General features: G+C 42.4%; 15 protein-coding genes and 2 pseudogenes. 6 read left to right on the forward strand and 11 right to left on the reverse strand.

Annotated features, from left to right (window positions below):
* Nucleotides 1–113: 113 nt before the first annotated feature.
* The 3 genes from OGM16_02155 to OGM16_02165 all read right to left on the reverse strand — a co-directional run bounded on the left by OGM16_02155 (nt 114) and on the right by OGM16_02165 (nt 4,017).
* Complete coding sequence (locus OGM16_02155) at nt 114–701, reverse strand: cytidylate kinase-like family protein (GenBank protein ID UYJ47105.1); 588 nt, start codon at nt 699–701, stop codon at nt 114–116.
* A 13-nt stretch (nt 702–714) separates the two neighbouring features.
* On the reverse strand, nt 715–2,082 hold the full coding sequence (locus OGM16_02160; GenBank protein UYJ47106.1) for an MATE family efflux transporter: 1,368 nt from the start codon (nt 2,080–2,082) through the stop codon (nt 715–717).
* Nucleotides 2,083–2,856: 774 nt separating this feature from the next.
* Nucleotides 2,857–4,017 (reverse strand): pyridoxal phosphate-dependent aminotransferase, encoded by a 1,161-nt coding sequence (locus tag OGM16_02165; protein UYJ47107.1) that lies wholly within the window; start codon nt 4,015–4,017, stop codon nt 2,857–2,859.
* Between the two features lie 197 nt (nt 4,018–4,214).
* Between OGM16_02165 and OGM16_02170 the strand changes: the two genes are divergently transcribed.
* The 3 genes from OGM16_02170 (at nt 4,215) to OGM16_02180 (ending at nt 6,511) form a co-directional block, all read left to right on the forward strand.
* Nucleotides 4,215–5,132 (forward strand): LysR family transcriptional regulator, encoded by a 918-nt coding sequence (locus tag OGM16_02170; GenBank protein UYJ47108.1) that lies wholly within the window; start codon nt 4,215–4,217, stop codon nt 5,130–5,132.
* A gap of 126 nt (nt 5,133–5,258) precedes the next feature.
* A complete protein-coding gene (locus tag OGM16_02175; protein UYJ47109.1) occupies nt 5,259–6,062 on the forward strand; it encodes a threonine/serine exporter family protein in 804 nt (267 codons plus the stop codon).
* Nucleotides 6,059–6,511, forward strand: coding sequence for a threonine/serine exporter family protein (locus OGM16_02180; GenBank protein ID UYJ47110.1), 453 nt, complete (start codon nt 6,059–6,061; stop codon nt 6,509–6,511). Before OGM16_02175 ends, OGM16_02180 begins: the two co-directional genes overlap by 4 nt.
* A gap of 335 nt (nt 6,512–6,846) precedes the next feature.
* Here the strand turns inward: OGM16_02180 and OGM16_02185 are convergent.
* Together OGM16_02185 and OGM16_02190 are read right to left on the reverse strand one after the other, a co-directional pair.
* Nucleotides 6,847–8,808: pseudogene (locus OGM16_02185) on the reverse strand (aconitate hydratase).
* A gap of 48 nt (nt 8,809–8,856) precedes the next feature.
* Nucleotides 8,857–9,915, reverse strand: coding sequence for a DUF4349 domain-containing protein (locus OGM16_02190; GenBank protein UYJ47111.1), 1,059 nt, complete (start codon nt 9,913–9,915; stop codon nt 8,857–8,859).
* Between the two features lie 858 nt (nt 9,916–10,773).
* Here OGM16_02190 and OGM16_02195 point away from each other — a divergent pair.
* Nucleotides 10,774–10,929: a hypothetical protein gene (locus OGM16_02195; GenBank protein ID UYJ47112.1), complete on the forward strand. Its 156-nt coding sequence runs from the start codon at nt 10,774–10,776 to the stop codon at nt 10,927–10,929.
* A gap of 208 nt (nt 10,930–11,137) precedes the next feature.
* On the opposite strand, the gene OGM16_02200 is transcribed toward OGM16_02195, so the two are convergent.
* From OGM16_02200 to OGM16_02220, 5 genes are all read right to left on the reverse strand, one after another.
* Nucleotides 11,138–11,875 (reverse strand): PBECR4 domain-containing protein, encoded by a 738-nt coding sequence (locus OGM16_02200; GenBank protein ID UYJ47113.1) that lies wholly within the window; start codon nt 11,873–11,875, stop codon nt 11,138–11,140.
* 421 nt (nt 11,876–12,296) lie between these two features.
* Nucleotides 12,297–12,689 (reverse strand): hypothetical protein, encoded by a 393-nt coding sequence (locus OGM16_02205; GenBank protein UYJ47114.1) that lies wholly within the window; start codon nt 12,687–12,689, stop codon nt 12,297–12,299.
* Nucleotides 12,676–13,413 (reverse strand): hypothetical protein, encoded by a 738-nt coding sequence (locus OGM16_02210; GenBank protein ID UYJ47115.1) that lies wholly within the window; start codon nt 13,411–13,413, stop codon nt 12,676–12,678. The genes OGM16_02205 and OGM16_02210 overlap by 14 nt, the downstream gene beginning before the upstream one ends.
* 378 nt (nt 13,414–13,791) lie before the next feature.
* Entirely contained in the window at nt 13,792–15,792 is a 2,001-nt protein-coding gene (locus OGM16_02215) for a glucose PTS transporter subunit IIA (GenBank protein UYJ47116.1), read from the reverse strand.
* Between the two features lie 254 nt (nt 15,793–16,046).
* Complete coding sequence (locus OGM16_02220) at nt 16,047–17,372, reverse strand: 6-phospho-alpha-glucosidase (protein UYJ47117.1); 1,326 nt, start codon at nt 17,370–17,372, stop codon at nt 16,047–16,049.
* A gap of 259 nt (nt 17,373–17,631) precedes the next feature.
* On the opposite strand from OGM16_02220, the gene OGM16_02225 reads away from it, so the two are divergent.
* Entirely contained in the window at nt 17,632–18,453 is an 822-nt protein-coding gene (locus OGM16_02225) for a MurR/RpiR family transcriptional regulator (protein ID UYJ47118.1), read from the forward strand.
* Between the two features lie 216 nt (nt 18,454–18,669).
* Here OGM16_02225 and OGM16_02230 read toward each other — a convergent pair.
* Nucleotides 18,670–19,681 (reverse strand): annotated as a pseudogene (locus OGM16_02230) (transposase).
* A 167-nt stretch (nt 19,682–19,848) separates the two neighbouring features.
* On the opposite strand from OGM16_02230, the gene OGM16_02235 reads away from it, so the two are divergent.
* Nucleotides 19,849–20,655, forward strand: coding sequence for a MurR/RpiR family transcriptional regulator (locus OGM16_02235; protein ID UYJ47119.1), 807 nt, complete (start codon nt 19,849–19,851; stop codon nt 20,653–20,655).
* The last annotated feature ends 62 nt before the right edge of the window (nt 20,656–20,717 follow it).

A 20,717-nucleotide genomic window follows, 5' to 3' on the forward strand; every position in this document is an offset into this window, starting at 1 on the left:
TATAATTATGTTTTCGCTTTTGTCAACACCTGTTATGTTTTCTATATTAACATTAATTAATCCTGGATCATTCATATGCAAAACCATAAATAATCCAGGATCATCTATACTTTTTATTTACTGCATTCTATGATAATTGATTCACACTTATCATATCCAATCTCTGAACTGTTCAGACACAACGTATAATTGCTGGCTTTTCCCCAGTTCTGCTCCGTATAAAAGTTGTAATTTGCCATACGTCTTTTATCTGTGTCTGCCATCATTTTAACTGCTTCCTGCTCTCCTACATTGTATAAATGGGTGATACGCTGTATTTTTTCCGGCATATCCCCATGAATAAATACATTCAGCACATCGTCCCGGTCTTTCAGGATAAAATCAGCATTTCTTCCAATGATCACGCAGGGCTCCTTCCCGGCCAAATCTAAAATAACTTTTCTCTGTGCCTCATACACCATATCCTCCACTGATTTTCCTGTAATATCACGTCCTACAAGTGCATATGCAAATAATCCTTTCTTCGGAGACAGCTCTGCTTTTTCCTGGATGTAATCTGGAGACAAACCTGACTCTTCTGCAATATGATTAATGATGTTTTTATCATAATAGGCTATTCCCAGTTTCTTTGCTACTTCTTCACCGATAAAACGTCCACCGCTTCCAAATTCCCTGCTGATCGTAATGATTTTTTTTGCCATTTCCAGTTCCTCCTTAACCTAAAGCATTAACCTTATTTTTTCTGATTTTCTTTAAAAATACATATCCAACCAGACATGCCATCACTTCAGTGACCGGAAATGCCCACCAGATCAGTGAAATTCCCATCTTGCCATTTCTAACAAGTAATGAAAAGATTCCCGCCAATGGCAATATGATGATAAACTGTCTCAAAAGTGAAATAACCAGTGATTCCAAGCCGCCATCTAATGCCTGATAAATTCCCTGATAGGCAACGTTAATTCCGGCAAACAGAAAGCTGACAGAGATCACTCTCATTGCGCCGATAAAATATTCTCTTGACTGTCCTGCATTAAACAACGTTGCAAATGCCCCAGGGAAAATCTCTGTGATCCCAATTCCCAGGATCATTAATGCAATGGTATAGATCAGGCCATATTTGATCCCATCCTGAATTCTCTTTTTATTTCTCATTCCATATGCAAATGCAAGGATGGGAGTGATCGCATCCCTCAGACCAAAGGCAAGGAAGAGAACAAACTGCTGGACCTTATAAAACAATCCATAAGCTGTCTGCGCTGACGGATTGAATTTCAGGATCAGATTCATTACATAAACCATAATGGACATCAAAGCCTGCGCAATAATTGCCGGAAGTCCGATTGCATAGATTTCTTTTATAACACCGGCATCCGGCTTCATATATTTCACTCCATGCCCGAATTCCCTATTCAGTCTTATATGAAAGATAAGTAGCAATACTGCTGATGCTACCTGGCCAATTACAGTTGCGTAGGCTGCACCTTCCACTCCCATTCCGGGACAAGGTCCAATACCATAGATCATGACTGGATCAAGGATAATATTTACAACAGCTCCAACTACCTGGCCAATTGTTGAATAAAGGGAACGCCCCGTTGCCTGTAATAACTTTTCAAATAAAGAAAAGAAAATAATACCAAAAGAGATCACGCAGCATATCCTCAGATAGCTGACTCCCATTTCCAGTACTTCTGCATCAACTGTCTGTGATGAAATATATGCTCTCACACCAAAGATGCCAAACAATAAACATACCACATAAATGATCACACCAAGAAACAGGCTGTTTCCTGCTACCTTTGCGGCTTTTTTACTGTTCCCCTGTCCCAGTGTCCTTGCAAGAAGCGCATTTGTTCCTACACCTGTTCCGATCCCCACTGCCACCATAAGCATCTGCACCGGAAATACCAGGGTCAGTGCATTTAATGCCGCTTCACTGCCCACTCTCATATTTCCTACAAATGCGCTGTCTACAATGTTATAGACCGCCTGCAATGCCATGGATAAGATCATAGGGATCCCCATCTGGATCATCAGCTTATTCACCGGCATATCTTTCATCTTGTTACTTTCTGCCATTTTGTTTTAACTCCTCTCTTTTTGGCACAAAAAAAGTGCGCACCTTGTCATATAAGCTGGACTTACGCTGACAAGCTACACACTTTTTCATGGCAAATATTCTATTATTCTATTTTAACAAAATAAAAACGAGCAGCATGTAAACTGGATTTACGCTCACCTGCTACTCGTTCGTTGTAATTATATTTCCTGTTTTTCAAAAAGTCAAACAAAATTTTTCTGGCATTTTCTCTTTATGAACCATTTATGATAATGTCCTAATATACCACAAGGAAAACGATATCACTGTAAGTCATCCCAGCTGACAGCTGCGATGAAATGTCCCACAGGACCTATAGTGCCAAAAGCATTATTTGTACAAAATCACATGCTACCGTGATGATCAGACCACCGCCTATAAGGATAAGCACTACCGGCAAACTCCACATTCACGCAGTAAAGCCCATGATCTCATTATAATTATTTGCTAAAATTTCCATAAATATTATCCCCGCTACTGAATAAAATCCTTTACCGCCTTAAACACATCTGCTGCTTCGGAAACATCAGAAATTTCAAATTCCAATGCATGAAACAGATCATGGGTATATAACAGATATAAGACTCACCCCTCTTCCAGCATAGCCAAAAAGGAAGAGAAACCTACTATTTTATAAGGCAAACCTTTTCCCTTTGCTTTTAATCTTGCAGTCAGTGCTACTACGTAGTTTTCTCCGGCAGACTCTCCCATAACGATCAGGCGCTCTGGTGAAATTCAGGCATTTACCTGTATATTTACATAATACTTTCCATAAACCGCTGGATCCGGTCCATCCCCCGGTTAATCTGCTCCATGGATGTTGCATAGGAAAGACGCACATATCCTTCGCCCTGTTCTCCAAATGCTGATCCGGGAGCTGTTACGACGCCTTCTTTCTCCAGAAGTTTCTCGCAAAATTCCACAGAAGTCATCCCTGTTTCTTTAATATTTACAAATGCATAAAAGGCTCCGTTTGGCGGTGTACAGGATAAACCTTTGATGCCATTGATCCGCTCCAGAACAAGTTTTCTTCTTTCTGCATACTGTCTGTTCATCATTGCAATATCTTCATCGCCATTTTTTAACGCTTCAATTCCTGCATACTGTACAAACTCAGGAAGGCAGGAAGGCATATTTTCCTGCAACTTTGGCAGTCTGGAAAGGATATTTCTTGGTCCCGCCATATATCCAAGACGCCAGCCTGTCATGGCATATGTTTTAGAAAAAGAATCCACATAAATAGTGCGTTCTCTCATTCCATCTAAAACTGCAATATTAATATAATCTGTATCATTATAGATAAGATGTTTATATACAGCATCATAGATTACATAAAGATCATATTCTAAAGCTACTTTTGCAACGGTCTCCATGGTTTCCCTTGTTGCAACGCCCCCCGTAGGATTGCAGGGGGAATTAAGGATAATGGCTTTGGTTTTATCTGTCACTCTACTTTTAAGATTTTCATAAGTAAAGTTAAAATTATCCTTTTCATACACAGGTACAGGTACTGCAACTGCACGGTTCATCACAATCTCACCTACATAATTGGTATAAGACGGATCTGCGATCAGGATCTCATCCCCAGGATTAACAAGAGCAAGGATTGCCATATACATTCCCATCATTCCGCCTACTGTTACTACAATCTCACCTTCTGGATCGTAATCTACTTTGTCGTACTGTTTTAAAGCTCTGGAAATTTCCTGACGCAGCGGTAAAATGCCTGCATTATCCGTATAATGGGTACACCCTTCATCTAACTTTTTCTTTGCGGCTTCAATAATATGCTTTGGTGTCACAAAATCTGGCTCACCAAGAACAAAACTTACAGTATCTTTTTTATTTTTTGCCAGATCATACATTCTTCTGATTCCTGACTGCGGCAGATTTAAAAAACTACTTGTTGGCTTCATTTTGTCTCCCCTCCGTTTATTAGAAATACCTTCTCGAGCAAGTATACCTTTTCGTTTTTCTATCGACTTCTTAACTGTAACATAGTCTTATTGTGAATGGAATTGCTATGTATTCATATTAAGTTGAACAAAATTCACCATCCTTATTTACATTTGTTTGTACAGAAATTATAATTTCTAACAAGGAGGGAATCACTATGACATTATCAGATTATATTATTTTTACAACTGTTTCCGAACTGAAAAATATGAGCCTTGCTTCTGATAAACTCTACCTGACAAGGTCTGCTATCAGCCATGCCATTTCCCGCATAGAACGAGAAATCGGCTTTCCATTATTTATAAAAAATACACACGGGATCGAACTTACAGACAACGGAACTAACCTTCTTCCCCTTGCATACGCTGTTATACAAAGCCACCAGCATTTCAATGAAAAAATCGCAGCGATCAATGGACTGGCTTCTGGCAATGTCCGCCTTGGAACCTGCTCCAGCATCTGCATTAACTGGATACCTGAACTTGTGAATAATTTCCGTCATCATTATCCTGACATACAGATTCATATATTTGCAGGTATCAATAATGCGCAGATTGTAAAAAAACTGGAGCAAAATGAAATCGATATTGGTATTAGTTCTTACTACTCTTGTGATACCATCAACTCCTCTGTCATCAGCTCTACCGTCATCTATGAAGATGAAATGGTTTGTGTTGCAAATTCCAACTTTCATACAGCCACTCCTGGGATCATCACTGCGGAAGAACTGCAAAATTCTGCTTTCATCATCAGTGATCAGGACTATGGTGTAGAATCCCGCAGTGTTCTTGAAAAACTTCACTTAAATGCAAATTCCACCATTACAGCCACTGACGATGCAGGACTGGTTGCAATGGCGTCTGCTGGCTTAGGCTTTTGTATTTTAGGGCGCCTGATATTAAAAGGGACAACTTCCCCTGTAAATGTTTATTCCTTCCATCCACAGCAATTCCGCCATATTGCTTTGCTGCAAAAGAAGAATACAACACCTTCTCCTGCTGCAGAAATTTTCCAGAAACATATTATAAGCTATGCCTCTTCCTATCCAAATCCGGCAATTCCATTCAACATTTGATGAAAAATGTTCAATGGTTCTGTATCTGACAGGTACTTGTAAAAAAATCACTTGCTCCGTATAATAAACGTAGATTTATTGCCAAACAAAGCATTCCTGAAAATATTTATTAAAAGGGGAAGCAAAATGCAGATAAAACAAGAAAATGACGGACACGCCGTTATTGATCAGCTGACAGGAGAAGAAGTATTGACCTGCGCCATTAATATTGGAGAACAACTTTTAATGAGTGGTGCAGAGATCAGCCGTGTAGAAGATACGATACGAAGAATCTGTGCAGCTTACGGTATCAGACAAAGCCATATATTTTCCATTGCATCCTGTATCATTGTGACATTAGAAACCAAAGACCATAAATGGATCACCCAGACCCGACGGATATTAAGCTATGGAACAGATATGTGGAAATTGGACCGGTTAAATAATCTTTCCCGTCTGATATGTTCAACAAAACCACCATTAGAAAGGATCAACCGGGAATATGCACTTATATTAAACGGACCGGTCTATCCGCCTGTGGTCCAATGCCTTATTTACGCAATGACAGCCGGTGCATTTGCGATCTTCTTCGGCGGAAATCTATTAGACGGTTTTTCTGCCATGTTTGTGGGGGCACTGATCCGGATAACATTGTACGCATTTACCGCAATAAAAATGAAAGCCATTTTTTCTAATATCCTGTGTTCCATGATCTCCGGTATGGTATGTATCCTTACTCACTATATCGGTTTCGGACATCATGTAGAAATGATCATGATCGGAAATATCATGCTTTTAATTCCCGGTGTCCTGATGACAAACTCTTTCCGTGATTTCATCAGTGGCGATATGATCAGCGGACTTTTACACTTTTCAGAAGCGATCATCACTGCTATCTGCATCGCCGCCGGATTTATTTTTTCAAAAATACTGCTTGGAGGCATCTTATGAATCAGGATCTTATCTCTGTCATTTCAGCATTTTTCGGTTCTCTGGGATTTTCTATCATCTATAACATCAGAGGACTGCGGATCTGGATCCCGGCAATTGGAGGTGCTGTTTTCTGGGCTGTGTATCTGATATTCCTTCACTTTATAAATAATGAATTTTTAGGTTTTTTCTTTGTGGCGATCCTGATCACAATTTATTCAGAAATATGGGCAAGAATATTAAAAACCCCTTCCACCGTTATTTTAATGCCCACAGTTATCCCACTAATCCCCGGCGGATCACTATACTATGCAATGGATGCCGCTCTCCGGCATGATATGCCGCAATTTTTCTTAAAAGCCCAGGCTGCTGTCGGACTTGCTGTAGCACTTGCAGCAGGTATCATGGCCGTAACCTCCATGCAGCATTTAATATCGGCGCTTTTAAAAATGATTAAACCAGCCCAATGACCGGAAAATTACCGGAAAAACGGCCGCAAAGATAAGTGCAGGAAAGACTCCGGGAGTACATCTATCTAAAAAAAGAGAACCAGCCGCCGCAGCTGCCGGTTCTCCCCTGATCATTTTACTTTTCTTTTCAGGATCACCATGGCTAAGAGGATCAATCCACTAAATATCAAATTTGCCATTGCTACCTTCGTCTCTAAACGAATAGGCTAATATCCACACATTAGACAGTGTGATATCCATTTCTTTTAATGTACTTAATGCGACACGATAAAATAAAGGGCATTGATACATTTGTATCTAAATTACTATTATCATACCTCATTGATAAGCATTTATCAAATATTCCCCTGCTTTACCAGTTCCTTCTTCAGATACCGCAACTGGCCTCCGCAGAGCACTACTTCCAGTTCATTATCTGTCAGGTCTAGCTTTGTCTTAAAAATAAAGCCTTTTGTCACATCTTTGACTACTACTCTCCTTGTTGGGATCTGGTCCAGGAAATTTTCAATCTCCAGTTCATCTCTCAGATCAACTTTTTCATAATCTGCCGGATCCTCAAAAAGCATTGGCACGATGCCGTGGTTTACCAGATTTCCCTTGTGGATACGGGCAATGCTCTTTGCGATCACACATTTTATACCCAGATACATTGGATTAATGGCTGCATGCTCTCTGGAAGAGCCCTGACCATAGTTTTCACCACCGATAATGATACTGGATCCCATTTCTCTTGCTCTTTCAGAAAACTCAGGATCATATCTGTAGTAGCAGTATTTGGACATCAGCGGGATATTGGAACGCATGCTGGAAAATTCCGCGCTGGCCGGTGTTATATCGTCAGTGGAAATGTTATCGCCGCCTTTTAAGCTTACCGGCACTTTTAAGTGCTGAACCGGTACTTCCGGAACCGGCAGGAACTTGATATTTGGTCCACGGACAATTTCTACCTTCTTTGCTTTCTCTTCTGGAAGAGGTTTGATGATCAGGTTGTCATTGATCTCATACTCTTCTTTTTCATGAACTTCTGCCAGAATATCGATCTGATCTCCTAAAATATCTGCTGCTGATGCAAAAGTACCCATAATAGCAGTGGCGGCTGCGCTTTCCGGGCTTACCAGATAGATCTTGGCATTTGGATTTCCTGCACGACCCTTAAAATTACGGTTAGAAGTACGCACTGCAATTCCTTCTGTAGCCGGTGTCTGGCCAATGGCTCAGCATGGTCCACAGGCAATCTCCAATATACACACACCTGCATCCATAAGCATTCCCAGATAGCCATCTTCCATCAGTGCCTTATAGGTCTGTCTGGAGGCAATGGCACAGGTACAGCTTATATTATCATTTACCTTATGTCCTTTAAATACCAGGGCTGCCTTTGCAATATCTGCATAGCTTGCATTAGTACAGCTGCCGATAAATACCTGCTGAACAGGAAGTTTTTCTACCTCGGACAGTGGTTTTACATTGTCCGGCTGATGAGGACATGCCACTAATGGCTGTAAGGAACTAAGATCCAGGTCGATCACTTCGTCATATTCTGCGTCCTCATCCGCAAGCAGCTCTCTGTACTCATCTTCTCTTTTCTGGGACTTCATGAATTTACGTACCTGTTCATCTGCCGGGAAAATGGACGTGGTTGCACCCAATTCTGCCCCCATATTTGTAATAGTCGCTCTCTGAGGTACTTCCAGAGTTGCTGCACCAGGACCTGCATATTCGTATACATTTCCAAGACCGCCTTTAATGGTCACACGGCGCAGCATCTCTAAAATTACCTCTTTTGCGTTGACACCTGGCTTTAAAGCGCCGGTCAGGTTAACTTTGATCACTCTCGGCATTTTCAGACGCATAGGAACGCCGGTCATGGCAGTAGCAACATCCATACCTCCTACACCGATACACAGCATACCAATAGAACCGCCGTGAGGTGTATGGCTGTCACCTCCCATGCTTACCTTTCCAGGAGCGCCGAAGCGTGATACCTGGACTGCATGACAGATACCGTTTCCAGGTCTGGAAACATGAACACCGAAATGCTCAGCTGCAGACTGTAAGTAAATATGGTCATCCGGAGTCTTATGATCTACATAAAGAAGATTATGATCCAGATAGCTTACACTGCATTCTGTGCGGATCCGGTCCAGGCCAATGGCTTCAAATGCCAGATATGTCATAACTGCGTTAATATCATGTGTCAGTGTCTGATCTACTTTTATAAAAACTTCTTCTCCGGCTTTCATGCTTCCGGATACATAGTGAGCTTCAATGATTTTTCTTGTAAGTGATTTTCCCATAATGTTCTGTCTCCTGGAATTTAAGTATCTACATAATCATTTCTTTAACTACTGTTTCCGCTGATCCTCTGCCGGGTTGTCTTTTTCTCCTCCCTGCATATGATCATGATCCTGCAGTTTAACCTGAGATACCTCTGTATCTGCCTTTCTGCCGATTCTTATTTTTCCAGATTTCCGTTTCCTGAAAGTTTTCCGGAGCTTCCACACCAGGCACCCGATCACTGCTCCGATCACTGCTGCTGTTATCCAGAACGGGCTGGTAATGATCACACAGATTCCAAAGTTTTTCACTCCTTCTGCCAACCGCCTTCCATTATCTGACAATCCCTTTAAAATCTGCTCTCCAGCAGATTCCGGAACAGCCTCGGTATACCGCTTCACTTCGTTAATATTTAACGTCACCTGACTGTACTCGATCTGGTTGTCATAGAGACGCAGCTGGGATTCGTAAGATTCCAGTTCATAACGGATATCTGACAGCCGCTCTTCTAATGCGATGATGCTATCCATGGAGTCTGCCTTTTCAAGCAGTACCCACAAACGGTCCTGTTCAATCTTTAATGTCTTTTTGCGGCTCTCGATGTCACTGTACTGCAGTGTCACATCCTTGGTGCTTTCTGACCTTCTAACTACGTTTCCTGCTGACTCCACACCATTTAAGAATTCATCCAACCGGTCCTTGGGCACACGTACGGTCAGATCAGCCCAGCGCATCATAGGATTGCCCTGCCAGTCTAATTGATTGCCAGAAACATTTTCATTTTCAATATATCCGCCGAACTGCCTGATCTGTGTTTTCAAAGCTGTCATTAACTGCTCAAACTGCTCAGTCTCAACGTCCATGCTGGCAGTTCTGATCAGCTTTCGGCCTGTTTCTACTGTTGCCATATTCTCTGTTCCTGAGGCTGCGCCTGCTGCTGTCTCCACAAAAGCTGATGCCCCTTCCCCGGACATCTCCCCCTTCTCATTCTCCACATCCATGGCAGCAGCTGCTGTCTCCATGATATACCCGTTATTGATGCTGTTTTTAGAACCGCTTGCGGCTCCACACCCTGAAATGACTGCCACTACTCCGGCAATTGCAATACCACGCCAATACTTCCTCATAATTTTCCTCCTTCCATGTCTAATGTTCTCCCGGAATCTTTTTTCATTTCAAAAAATAATCTGATTTTTTACCACGCTGCCTTCCTTGTATTTTCAGTATATCAGATTTCTTCCCGTCAAACCTGTCTTTTCCCTTAACTTTGTGCAAAGATTCTCTTTCAGACAATACAGTAAAGTCCCCTCCTGTCCCGATATTTTTGCAAAACGTCTATCCCCGCTTTCTAAAACAATCAAGCTATGGTAAAATTCATTAGTGAAGTATCATATTCAGAGCAAACAAAAAGAGCAGCTCTGAAATATAACAGAGTTGCTCTGAATGTGATTCTTCAGAATTGTACCAAGACGCGGACTGACAGCCGATATCTGTATGGGAGAAGTATTCTTTTTCTCTGGTACAAAAGGATGTGATCTTTCGCTGTTAATAGGAAGTTGTGAGGGATCCCATGGTTTATGGAGAACGTATAAGGTGAAAAAGCGAAGCTGGGAAATGCAGGCATTGATCGTGCGGTCAGAGAGCTGTCTTTCTTCTTTTATCCAGTAGATAAACTGACGCAGATCGTCCATAATAAACCTCCAGTAAATAAATGTGAAAGAAAAAAAATATTATTTCCCAGGGGGGCGGACGACAGGTTTTTTTTAAATGTAGTTGTTGAGTTTGAAAATCCGTGTTAAAGTAATCATAGCAGTTTTTGTATATGTGTATGGTTGCGTTAGGGGTAATTCAACAATACTACATATATTTAAAAACTGCTATTTTTTTTATAAAAAAGTAGTGACTTTATTGTACTTATGGCTAGCCGTCGCGCTAGCGACTTGGTACAATTTGTATAGAATATTTTGTTAAAAGGGGGATTGGGTATGCGGGCAGATGATTTTGGATGGTTAGTAGGTGGTTTTTTCACGATTGTTTTGCCGTGGTATTTTAAAAACAAAAAGCAGAATGAGGAAACAAAACGAAAGATGAAAGAGTATGAGCTTCTGTGGCAAGAAAAAAATAAACATAATCATAAGTAATTAGCGAAAGCACTGTTTAGTGGTACTGAATAGGAGGTTTGGAATGTTAATTTTTTTCTTATAATATGTTCAATTGTATATCTGATCTATAATAATAGCAAAAATAATAGGTCAATCGGGATTAGAGATTGGGAAAAGTATAACTATTTTAAGTACCATTTACATACGTCGGACGAAGAAATGAGACAACTCTTAAATGCAGGATTTTTCACAGATCAGAAGGCAACACAAGATTTTTATAAACGTTATCCGAATTGGCCGAAGAAGTAATGGAACTGTTGGCATAATTGGCATAAATTGGAGAGATAAAAGCCAAGAGTTTTACTCTTGGCTTTCGAAATAGTACATGGATTTTATTTGTATGAAGAACTTCTAATAGTTCATTCACGATATCATCGGATATTTTTTCCTTTAGGAGCCAGTATGTTGATATTCCACTAACTACGGTTTTTTTGCGGAAATAAGAAACAACAACATAATTGTCGGATTCTTCTCTCTTGCGAAGAAATACGTATACGTTTGCCTTTATCTCATTACAATAAGCTTCAATGAAGTAATCTGCCCGTATCTGGCTTCCATAAGGCTGTAATTTGAAAATTCTCATAAAATTACTAGTGTCTAAGCATTGCTCAATAAAACGCATGTCGGACACTCTTTCACGGACACTTCCGGAAGTGGGAGAAATTTCTTTATATTTTCTACTTTCATTTAATTTTGTATCTGTGATTTCTGGAAAATCACTTCGTAAAATAGCGTCCATCGTCTTTATGAGGTTATTTTCAATTACGATATCCGTTATGTGATGAAGGCCAGCTGCATGTCTAAAGTCTGCAAGGCAAAAGTTAAGAGTGATATCATGTTTTTTTCGATTTTGGACAAACACAAAATGGTATTTTGTATTTTCTAATTTTTTGAAATTATTTGCACATTCGTAAATGATATCCATACAGCTCCTACAACGACAAAAGCCTTACAGATACATCTGCAAGGCTCCATTTTCTTCTGTAAAACAACTTTCTTTCGCTTCTTGCGAGGCTAGATGGATTATGGTAAGTTGCCACCTTTCTCGAACCTCCACAGTCACCGCATTCCACCACGGGTTCTGCTTCAAAGGTATGAATGCATTTGATGAGTGTGCGTCTCAGAAGGTATCCCTTCATATATTATATTACGATATTTACTTGAAATTGTCAATATTTACATTGGTTTTTCAGGGATTTCGCTTTTAGCACTGTATATTTATAAATAGTGCCCCTCTCACGCTTATTTTCTCTTTTGCTTCCTGAATAGCTGAATGCGCACAAAATCCCCCCTTAGTTAAATTTAGCTCATTTCAAAGCGCCTGTTTTTATTTTCCCACTGACAGACTATCCGCCCTTTTCATACAAGATACTTTTTACTTTTTCCAACAATAGCTCATCACAAAACTTCCGGTTCACACTTTTTCGGCTGATTCCACTTTCTTTAAATCCTTGAATACGGCGATACAGGTATAATTCTCTCATGTTGAAGCCGATGATCATCAGATCAAATATTACTTCTGTTGCTGCATGGCAATAGCAATGTTTTGCGTGATAATACGTTTTCAACTGGTGGAATCCATTCTCTTCTATATACCATCTTCGGTTCATCATCTCCCATAAAACCCGAGGTTCCCCTTGATCCAGAGTCGTTACCAGCCACATCCGGCGTTCGTTTTCTTTCCAGCTTTCATGATATCGGATCACACGAAGCTTATGGGGACTATTATCTCCCCTCATCCTGCTTAAACAGGCTTTCCGCATCCTGAAACAGTTCCCTTCGTTCATCTTTTAGTCGGATCACCGCATCCAGTCCACACTCTTTTATCGTATTGATAAATGGGGCATTCAGATACAGCGCATCTGCTACGATCACATCTGCGAAATGTCCGTGTCTTTCCTTCAGACGTCTGATCAGCTTTTTTCCTCCTGTCAGTTCGCCTTCATCTTTTTCCGCTCCGTCCCTCGGTTTTAACATTTCCTGGCCCAGGATTACATGTGGCGTTTTTCCTACTGTCATACAGACCACGCTCCGGTGGAAATATTCTGTTTCACCTGCACGGTTTTTCCGGCTAAGGCAGTCCGAACAGGACTTTTTTGTGCTGTTGAACAATTCCACTCCATCGATACCGGCTACAACATATCCACCTATAGTCCCTTCCCGAAATACACGGTTGCTTTTTATGATATCGATCGTCTGGTCGTGGATCTCACGGATCTCATCTGGATCTATCTGGGTAAGAAGGTCACGGACTGCATCAATTTTAGGTATCTTTCCATGTATGCAGTTTTTCAATCGTTTTCCCATACTTTCAGGCGCAGAAAAAACTGTGTGAAAACTCTCATACTGCAGCATCAGAAAGAGCAGTGCCGGCATGACGATATTAAACAATGGGATCGATCTTCTTTTTCTTTTGTCCGATAACCCCTTGATTTTCTCCGGGATTTTATATACACTTTTCATATAAGTTAGCAGCTTCTTTAATGCTAATTTTTCATTAAGGACACCTTCTTTCGTGTTGTTTTGTGGATAACATAATTATACAATAAAAGGTGTCCTTTTTGATTGCTTATGCAGAAAAAACAGTAACTTTTTATTCAATATGAGAATTCCCCGTTCTGCCAGATGGATCCCTGGCAAAACGGGGAACTTTTTATCTTAAAAGCGAAATCCCTGCCTTATAATAAGCATCCTCGCGGAGCATTTTTTGTATAATAGGACGCAATTTCCTATTATACAAAAAAGTGCCACAGAACTTCTGGATTTCCCTTACCATTCTGTGGCACTTTCTAATTCAAATTATACAACCCTCAAACTGTCATTAACCTTTTAGTACTTAATTTACGCCTTCTCAATTCGGATCACGGATTTTTCTCCCCTTGATACCATGCCCTTCTTCAGAAGTGTAATCTTCTCTCCGCTTGTGAAAATCACCGGAGATACGGTCTTCTTACCTGCACTCTTCACATAGTCGAGATCTACTTTTACAAGAACATCTCCACTCTTTACACGGTCGCCCTGCTTTACAGAAACCTCAAATCCTTTTCCGTTCAGCTCTACTGTGTCGATTCCAAGATGAATCAGAATCTCAGAACCATCATCAGAACGAAGTCCAACGGCATGTCCGGTCGGGAATACTACTTCTACAATTCCGTCTACCGGAGACTGAACAACGCCCTCTGTCGGCTCAATTGCAAATCCATCACCCATCATCTTCTGAGAGAATGCCGGGTCCGGAACCTGCTCCATCGGAATCACATTTCCTGTGATCGGTGCAGAAAACTCTGCCTGCTTCGGTGCAGATTTTGTCTCTTTCTTCAATGCCTCACGCACATTTGCAGCGATTTCCTCAACCTTCGGTCCGTAAATAACCTGAATGTGAACATCGCTTGAGTGAACGAAGCCCATTGCACCAGTTTTCTTCAGTCTCGGCTCATCGACTGCGGACATATCCTTTACGTCTACTCTCAGTCTGGTCAGGCAGTTGTTAACTACCTTGATGTTGTCCTTGCCACCAAGACCCTCGATGATCTCAAGTGCCTGTGCAAGCTGTTTGTTGCCAATCGATGCAGTGCCAGCAGTCTCGGTCTCTTCCTCGGAATCCTCATCTGCAACATCGATAGACAGATTCTTCTTGGTCAGATAAGTCTTGAATACCAGGTAGTAAATGATGAAGAAGAACGGTCCTACAATCACGATCCAGTACCAGTGAGAACCCGGCTGGAAAACACCCCAGATGAAGAAATCGATCAGACCACCACCGGTGTTACCAACGATAACCTTGAATGCTGCCATCAGCATGAAGGAAATACCACCCATGATTGCATGGAAGACGAACAGTGCCGGTGCTACGAACATGAAGGAGAACTCCATCGGCTCGGTGATTCCGGATACTACGCTGGCTGCAACGCCTGCGATCATCAGCGCCTTTACGCGTGCCTTCTTCTCTGCCGGTGCGGTGCGATAGATTGCAAGTGCTGCACCCGGAAGACCAAACATCATCATCGGCATCTTGCCCTGTCCAAGGAATACGGTGAACGGCTGAAGCTCAGACAGATCTACCTTATCTACGAACTGAAGGAAAATATTTAAGCATCCCTCAACACCCTGGAACACACCACCGATTGCAGTGGTACGGAAGATACCATTCAGAACGTGATGCAGACCGGTCGGGATCAGCAGACGCTCTAAGAATCCATAACAGAATATTCCTGCCAGACCTGCAGCGGAAATCAGACCGCCGAGTGCATCGATTCCCATGGAAACCGGAGCCCATACAAGCGGAGCAATAAGTCCAACAGCTGTCATAGCCAGAATTACAACGAGTGCCACAAAACGTTTTCCACCGTAGAACGATACAGCTACCGGGAATGTTACTTTGTGATACTTGTTGTGAAGTGCTGCCGTCACGATACCAGTGATCATACCGGCAACTGCACCCATATCCATCGTCTCAACGCCAAGAATCGTGGATATTTTCAGTGCACTGAAATCCATAAAACCAGAATTAATCATACAGGCGGATGCCACCAGGAATGTATAATATCCGATGAAACCCGCAAACGCCGCAATTTCCTTCTCTTCCTTAGCAAGTCCGAATGCAATCGAGATTGCAAACAGAACCGGGATCAGGGTGAATACAATGCCGGATACCTTGTTGATTGTCGTGATGATGAAGTGAAGAATTCCTACCGACAATACCGGTACAGCAGCCTGTACCTGTGCCTTTAACAGTGCAGCACTGAATCCCAGAACAATACCACAAGCCGCCAATGCCGCAATCGGCATCAGCAGGCTTCGGCCAAGGTCTGAGAAGAAGTTCATGACTTTGCTCTTGTTCATACTAAACCTCCCACGCCACAGCTCCCAAACTGTGGCGCCTTTCACATATTTTCTGCTTCCCCTCTGTTGTGTTACATTTGCCTTAATAATTATTTAATATTCTATACGTTGTGTACACAGCCCTCTTTTCTCCCAGATTTCTGTGTCCCTACAGCTTCTTCGGTCTCTTCAATGATGTCTGCTCTGATGCCCCCATGATGTCATATGTTTCTCATATATTTACTCAAAAGAGCAACTTACAAAGCACTTAACAATTACTTTAACTCCGGCCACATTCCCTTGTTTGCCTCAATCAGGGCATCCAGAACCTTTCTAGCCTTCTTTGCATCGCCGACCAGACGGTTCAGGGTGAATGCCTGAAGAGCCTTCTCATAGGAGTGCTCATAGTAAGCATCTACGATCAGCTTTTCGCTGGATACCTGGTTTACAAGAAGACCAAGATAGAACTGCGGGATGTTGCCGACTCTCATCGGGCGCGGTCCGTTGATACCCAGCTCACAAACAACCTCAACCATTGCATCGTCCTGCATGTTTGCGATTGCACCGTTGTTCTCAACGATCAGGATGTGACGGCTGTTCTTGTTGTATGCGATTGCCTCTGCAACCTTGATCATCATCTCTGCATGTGCATCGGAGATAGCGTGGAAACGATCTCCTAACTTACCTTCCTTGATAACTTCTGCACACTCGCTGAAGACTCTCTTCTCACGTCCAGCCATAACCTCATCTGCTCTGGTGAAGTTCGGATTAAGGTGCTGTACCTTGTAATCCGGATACAGATAGTACTGGTCATAGGTGTTCGGCAGGTAATCCGGGAAGTCAGACATGATGGTCTGTACCATTCCATAAGTATCCAGCCAGGACTGATCTCTCTGCTCTGCATCCTGCGGAAGGAAGCCGTTCTTTGCGATCGTCTCACGGATTTTCGGAAGCAGGTCCTCACCGGTATGTGCATCATAGATGTGGGTGAACCAACCATAGTGATTCAGACCGAAGTATACCGGATCAAGATCCTCCCAGTTGCATCCAAGCAGACGGCTGCAGGAACGTACTACGTTCTCCGGCTGATCGCAGATGTTTAAGATTCTCTTATCATCCGGGAACTCTCTGCGCAGTGCCTCTGCTACGATAGCTGCCGGGTTGGAGTAGTTTAAGATCCATGCATCCGGAGCATAGTTACGAATGTCATGAACAGCCTTGATCATGTCTACGCAGGAACGCAGGCCGTAAGCCATTCCACCGGCACCACAGGTCTCCTGTCCGATCATTCCCATGGACAGCGGAATGTGCTCATCTTTTGCACGCATCGGAAGACCGCCAGCTCTCATCTGCATGAATACGAAATCCATTCCCTCGTATGCTTCCTTGATGTCGGTCGTGTAGGAGAAGTCAAGCTCCGGGAAACGCTCTCTGAACAGAATCTCACCATACTTTCCGATCGGCTCCTGACGCTCTGCATCGATATCAAACAGAACCAGTTTCTTTAACGGGAATTCCTCTCTCAGTCTTACGAAGGACTTTAAGAATCCCAGTGTATAAGTGCTTCCTCCACCTACGATACATACATTATAACTCTTCATTGCTACTCCTTTCTCTCTCTTGAGATACCTTCTTCGTTTCTGTTGACATCATCATACTCGTTTCTCAATAAGATGTAAATAGTTTCTGTTTGTTCTGATTCAAGTCTCATATTTTATTATTTATTACTCTTATAGTAATTTTTTTCATTGACAAATAGGATGTTTTTGCCATAAAATAAAAAACAGAAAAGACAGAATTTATGCAAGATTCCCACGTTTTTTAAAAATGCACAAAAGTATCCCGAAAAAGGAGGATTTCATGTTTCCGCTTCAGTTAAACGATCAAATTATTCAGAGTCTGAGCAAAAATGAACTGAAAATTCTTCAGTATGTGTACGGTCACAGTTCAGAGACCTGCGAGATGAGCATCCACGAATTTTCGAGGGTGATTTCCTACTCCCCGGCGACCGTGCTCCGCTTCTGTCGAAAGCTCGGCTTCTCAGGCTTTGCCGAGTTCAAGTACGCACTCCGCACAAATGCATCCAGGCAGCCGGATCAGGAAAGTGTCGATTCCGCGTCCAAGAAACTTCCGACCTCGATCTCCATGGAACGTCAGGTCATGATCTCCGCGATGTTCAACAACATTTCCGGAACCTCCCACCTTATCTCTCAGGATCTCCTCGAGCGCACCTTCGCCTTCTTTGACAGTGATTGTCCAATCTACATCTTTTCGCCCGCCGGAATCACGGAGATCCCATGCGATTACTTTGAGAAACTGCTCTTCTCGATCGGTCGTCAGAATGTCTACCGAACTGCCTCCGCGCGGATGTGCGAGCATCTTCTGTACTCAGTGAACCGAAAAGCCCTGCTGATTCTCGTCAGCACCTCTGGAAATTTTGGTCCGACCGAGCGCCTTGCGCGAATTGCAAGCACAAACAACATTCCGATCCTCGCAATCACTCCGTACTCAAGCAACAGCATCGCCTCCCTTGCTGACATCAACTATCGATTTTTCACTGACCAGAGAGAAAACAACGGTGCAGAGTTCACTTCGCGTCTGCCAATTTTCTACATCATCTGCGCGATCATCAACTGCTATCTCGACTACATAGGTGATCGCGAAACTCAATTTTGCAATTAAGCCAAAGTTATCCACATCTATCCGAATGAGATAACTGCCTCACATTTTGCAGTTCAATTGTGCGAATCATGTATATTTAGGCGCACTTAAATAAGCTACATCCGTTTTGTACAAGTGGTAAGTCCTAGGCTATAAGTGTTTTCAGGCTTCGGATGTATTGGTGTTGATGAATCTTATCAGCAACGAGAACAGTAACAAGTTGGGTGATTCCTGCAAAAAGCAAATCAGCGTGAAGTGTTTTTTCATTCTGGGTTTTACGATTCGCAATGCAGAAACTATCCTTGAAATGATTGATCGATTTTTCTACATTTACACGGATCTTGTAGGTATCTTCCCATTCCTGTGAGCCACGTTCAACTCCTGGATAAGCACGAAGGTTCTTTTCCGGATAAATGTAGATCATTCGCCCGCAGGAAGAAAAGGTACATGGATTGTCACAATGGCATACGCGGCGCTTTGATTTGTCAGCAGGATTGTACTCCCATTTCATCTTAGGACACACAAATTTCATAGTAGGGAGTTTGCTTCGCAGATGGGATTTGCTTCCTTCTCGTTTCATTGGAAGTGACGGATCATGAGGACAGCAGGGAATGCCGTTTTCGTTGACAGTATAGTCAATTCCTTCTATGGAAATCTTGGTTTTCAGAGGGATAAAAGCCTTTTGAAATCCAACTTCATTCAAAAAAGATTTGTAGATTTCAATGGAGTCAAAGGCAGCATCTCCAAAAAAAGTTTTTGGCTGTATAAGCGGATGCTTCTGGAAAAAATCAATCAAAACTGGAAGCAGTGCCTTAGAGTCAGCAAGCGATTTGTCTTCATCAGGAGAATCCGATTTTTTTCCGACAACGATATCTGGATGAGCCTGGATCGATTGTAAGTCCAATAAAAAATCCTGTTTAAACCGTGTGAATTTGGAGCCATCCGGAACAACATCAAAGCCACAGAAATCACGCAGTTCCTGGGAGTACTTCAAAAACACAATCAGAAGCGTGTCCGTTGGGATGGAAAAAATGCGCTGGAGCAGAAGAGCCTTAAGCATCGAAAAAAGTTTGTGCCTGCGAGGTCTTCCGATACTGGCGTGGAAGTGAGAAACAAAAGAAAGAGGAACAATTTCATCAAGGTTAATGGCTTCATCGAGAAGAGAAAGAAACCGATATTTGTCGTTGTCGAATTTATTTTGGCAATCTTCAAAAATTTCTGCCAAAGTGAGCTGTTTATATGTTATCATATAGATATATCTCCTTTAGGTGGATTGGTTGATAGTTTCTCGCAACTCTATTTTACCATAAACCTTGAGGAGATATTTTGTTTTTAATAAGAAAAAAAGCCGTATTTATGCGGCTTTTGGCGTTTCGCAAACGCCTAATCTCGACTACAAACAGAAAGGAGATTCCCATGATTCCGATCTTTGAACAGGCCCACTCACTCTTTCTGACTCCGACCGAGTCCGAGATTCTCGACTGGTTTGAGAATCATTTTCCTCAGTGCCTCTATATGAACCTCGAGGAGATGAGCGATCAGCTCTATACCTCAAGCGCAACGATCGTCCGCTTCTGCCAGAAGCTCGGATTCAAAGGTTTCAATGAGTTTAAATATCAGCTCCGCCAACAGCTCAAGGAACAGAAAAATTCTGCACTCTTCTCCGATAACATCATTGAACACTCTCTTGCGCTCTTTCGTGACAATCTCGAACAGCTCGATCTCGATGCGCTTCAGGAAGTCGCCAATCTTCTGACCAGCGACTGCACAATCTACATCTGCGGTTCCAATCTGAGCTCTCTGATTGCAAGTTACCTGCATGCGGTGCTCTCAAGCCTTGATTACAGCTGTATTCTGATCGAATGGCAACGCCTTCTCGGCAGTCTGATCGGACAAATGAGCCGGGATTCGGTTTTATTGATTGTCAGCGCGCACGGAGATCCCCAGTACTATCAGTCCATCATGGAGACGGCCTTCGAGCGAGGCATCAAAACGATTCTTCTCACCTGTGAACGGGACAGCCCTCTCGTCTCTCTGAGCTCGTTTGCGTTCTTCTCAAACGATCATAATCAGGAGCTCGCCAATGTCGACACAAACCCCAGAATCGGTCTCTTCGCGATTGCGCAGATCCTGATCGAACTTGTGACCCTCAAAAAGAGACACATTTTCTCCACCTCTCATCCGACAGAAGAACCATCCATTTTCCCGAATGAGAAAGATTGATTTTTCTGCCCAAACTAAAAAAGCGGATACAAAACAGATTTTTAAAACCTGCTCTGTATCCA

The organism is Lachnospiraceae bacterium, from assembly GCA_025758065.1.
Lineage (GTDB): Bacteria > Bacillota > Clostridia > Lachnospirales > Lachnospiraceae > Enterocloster.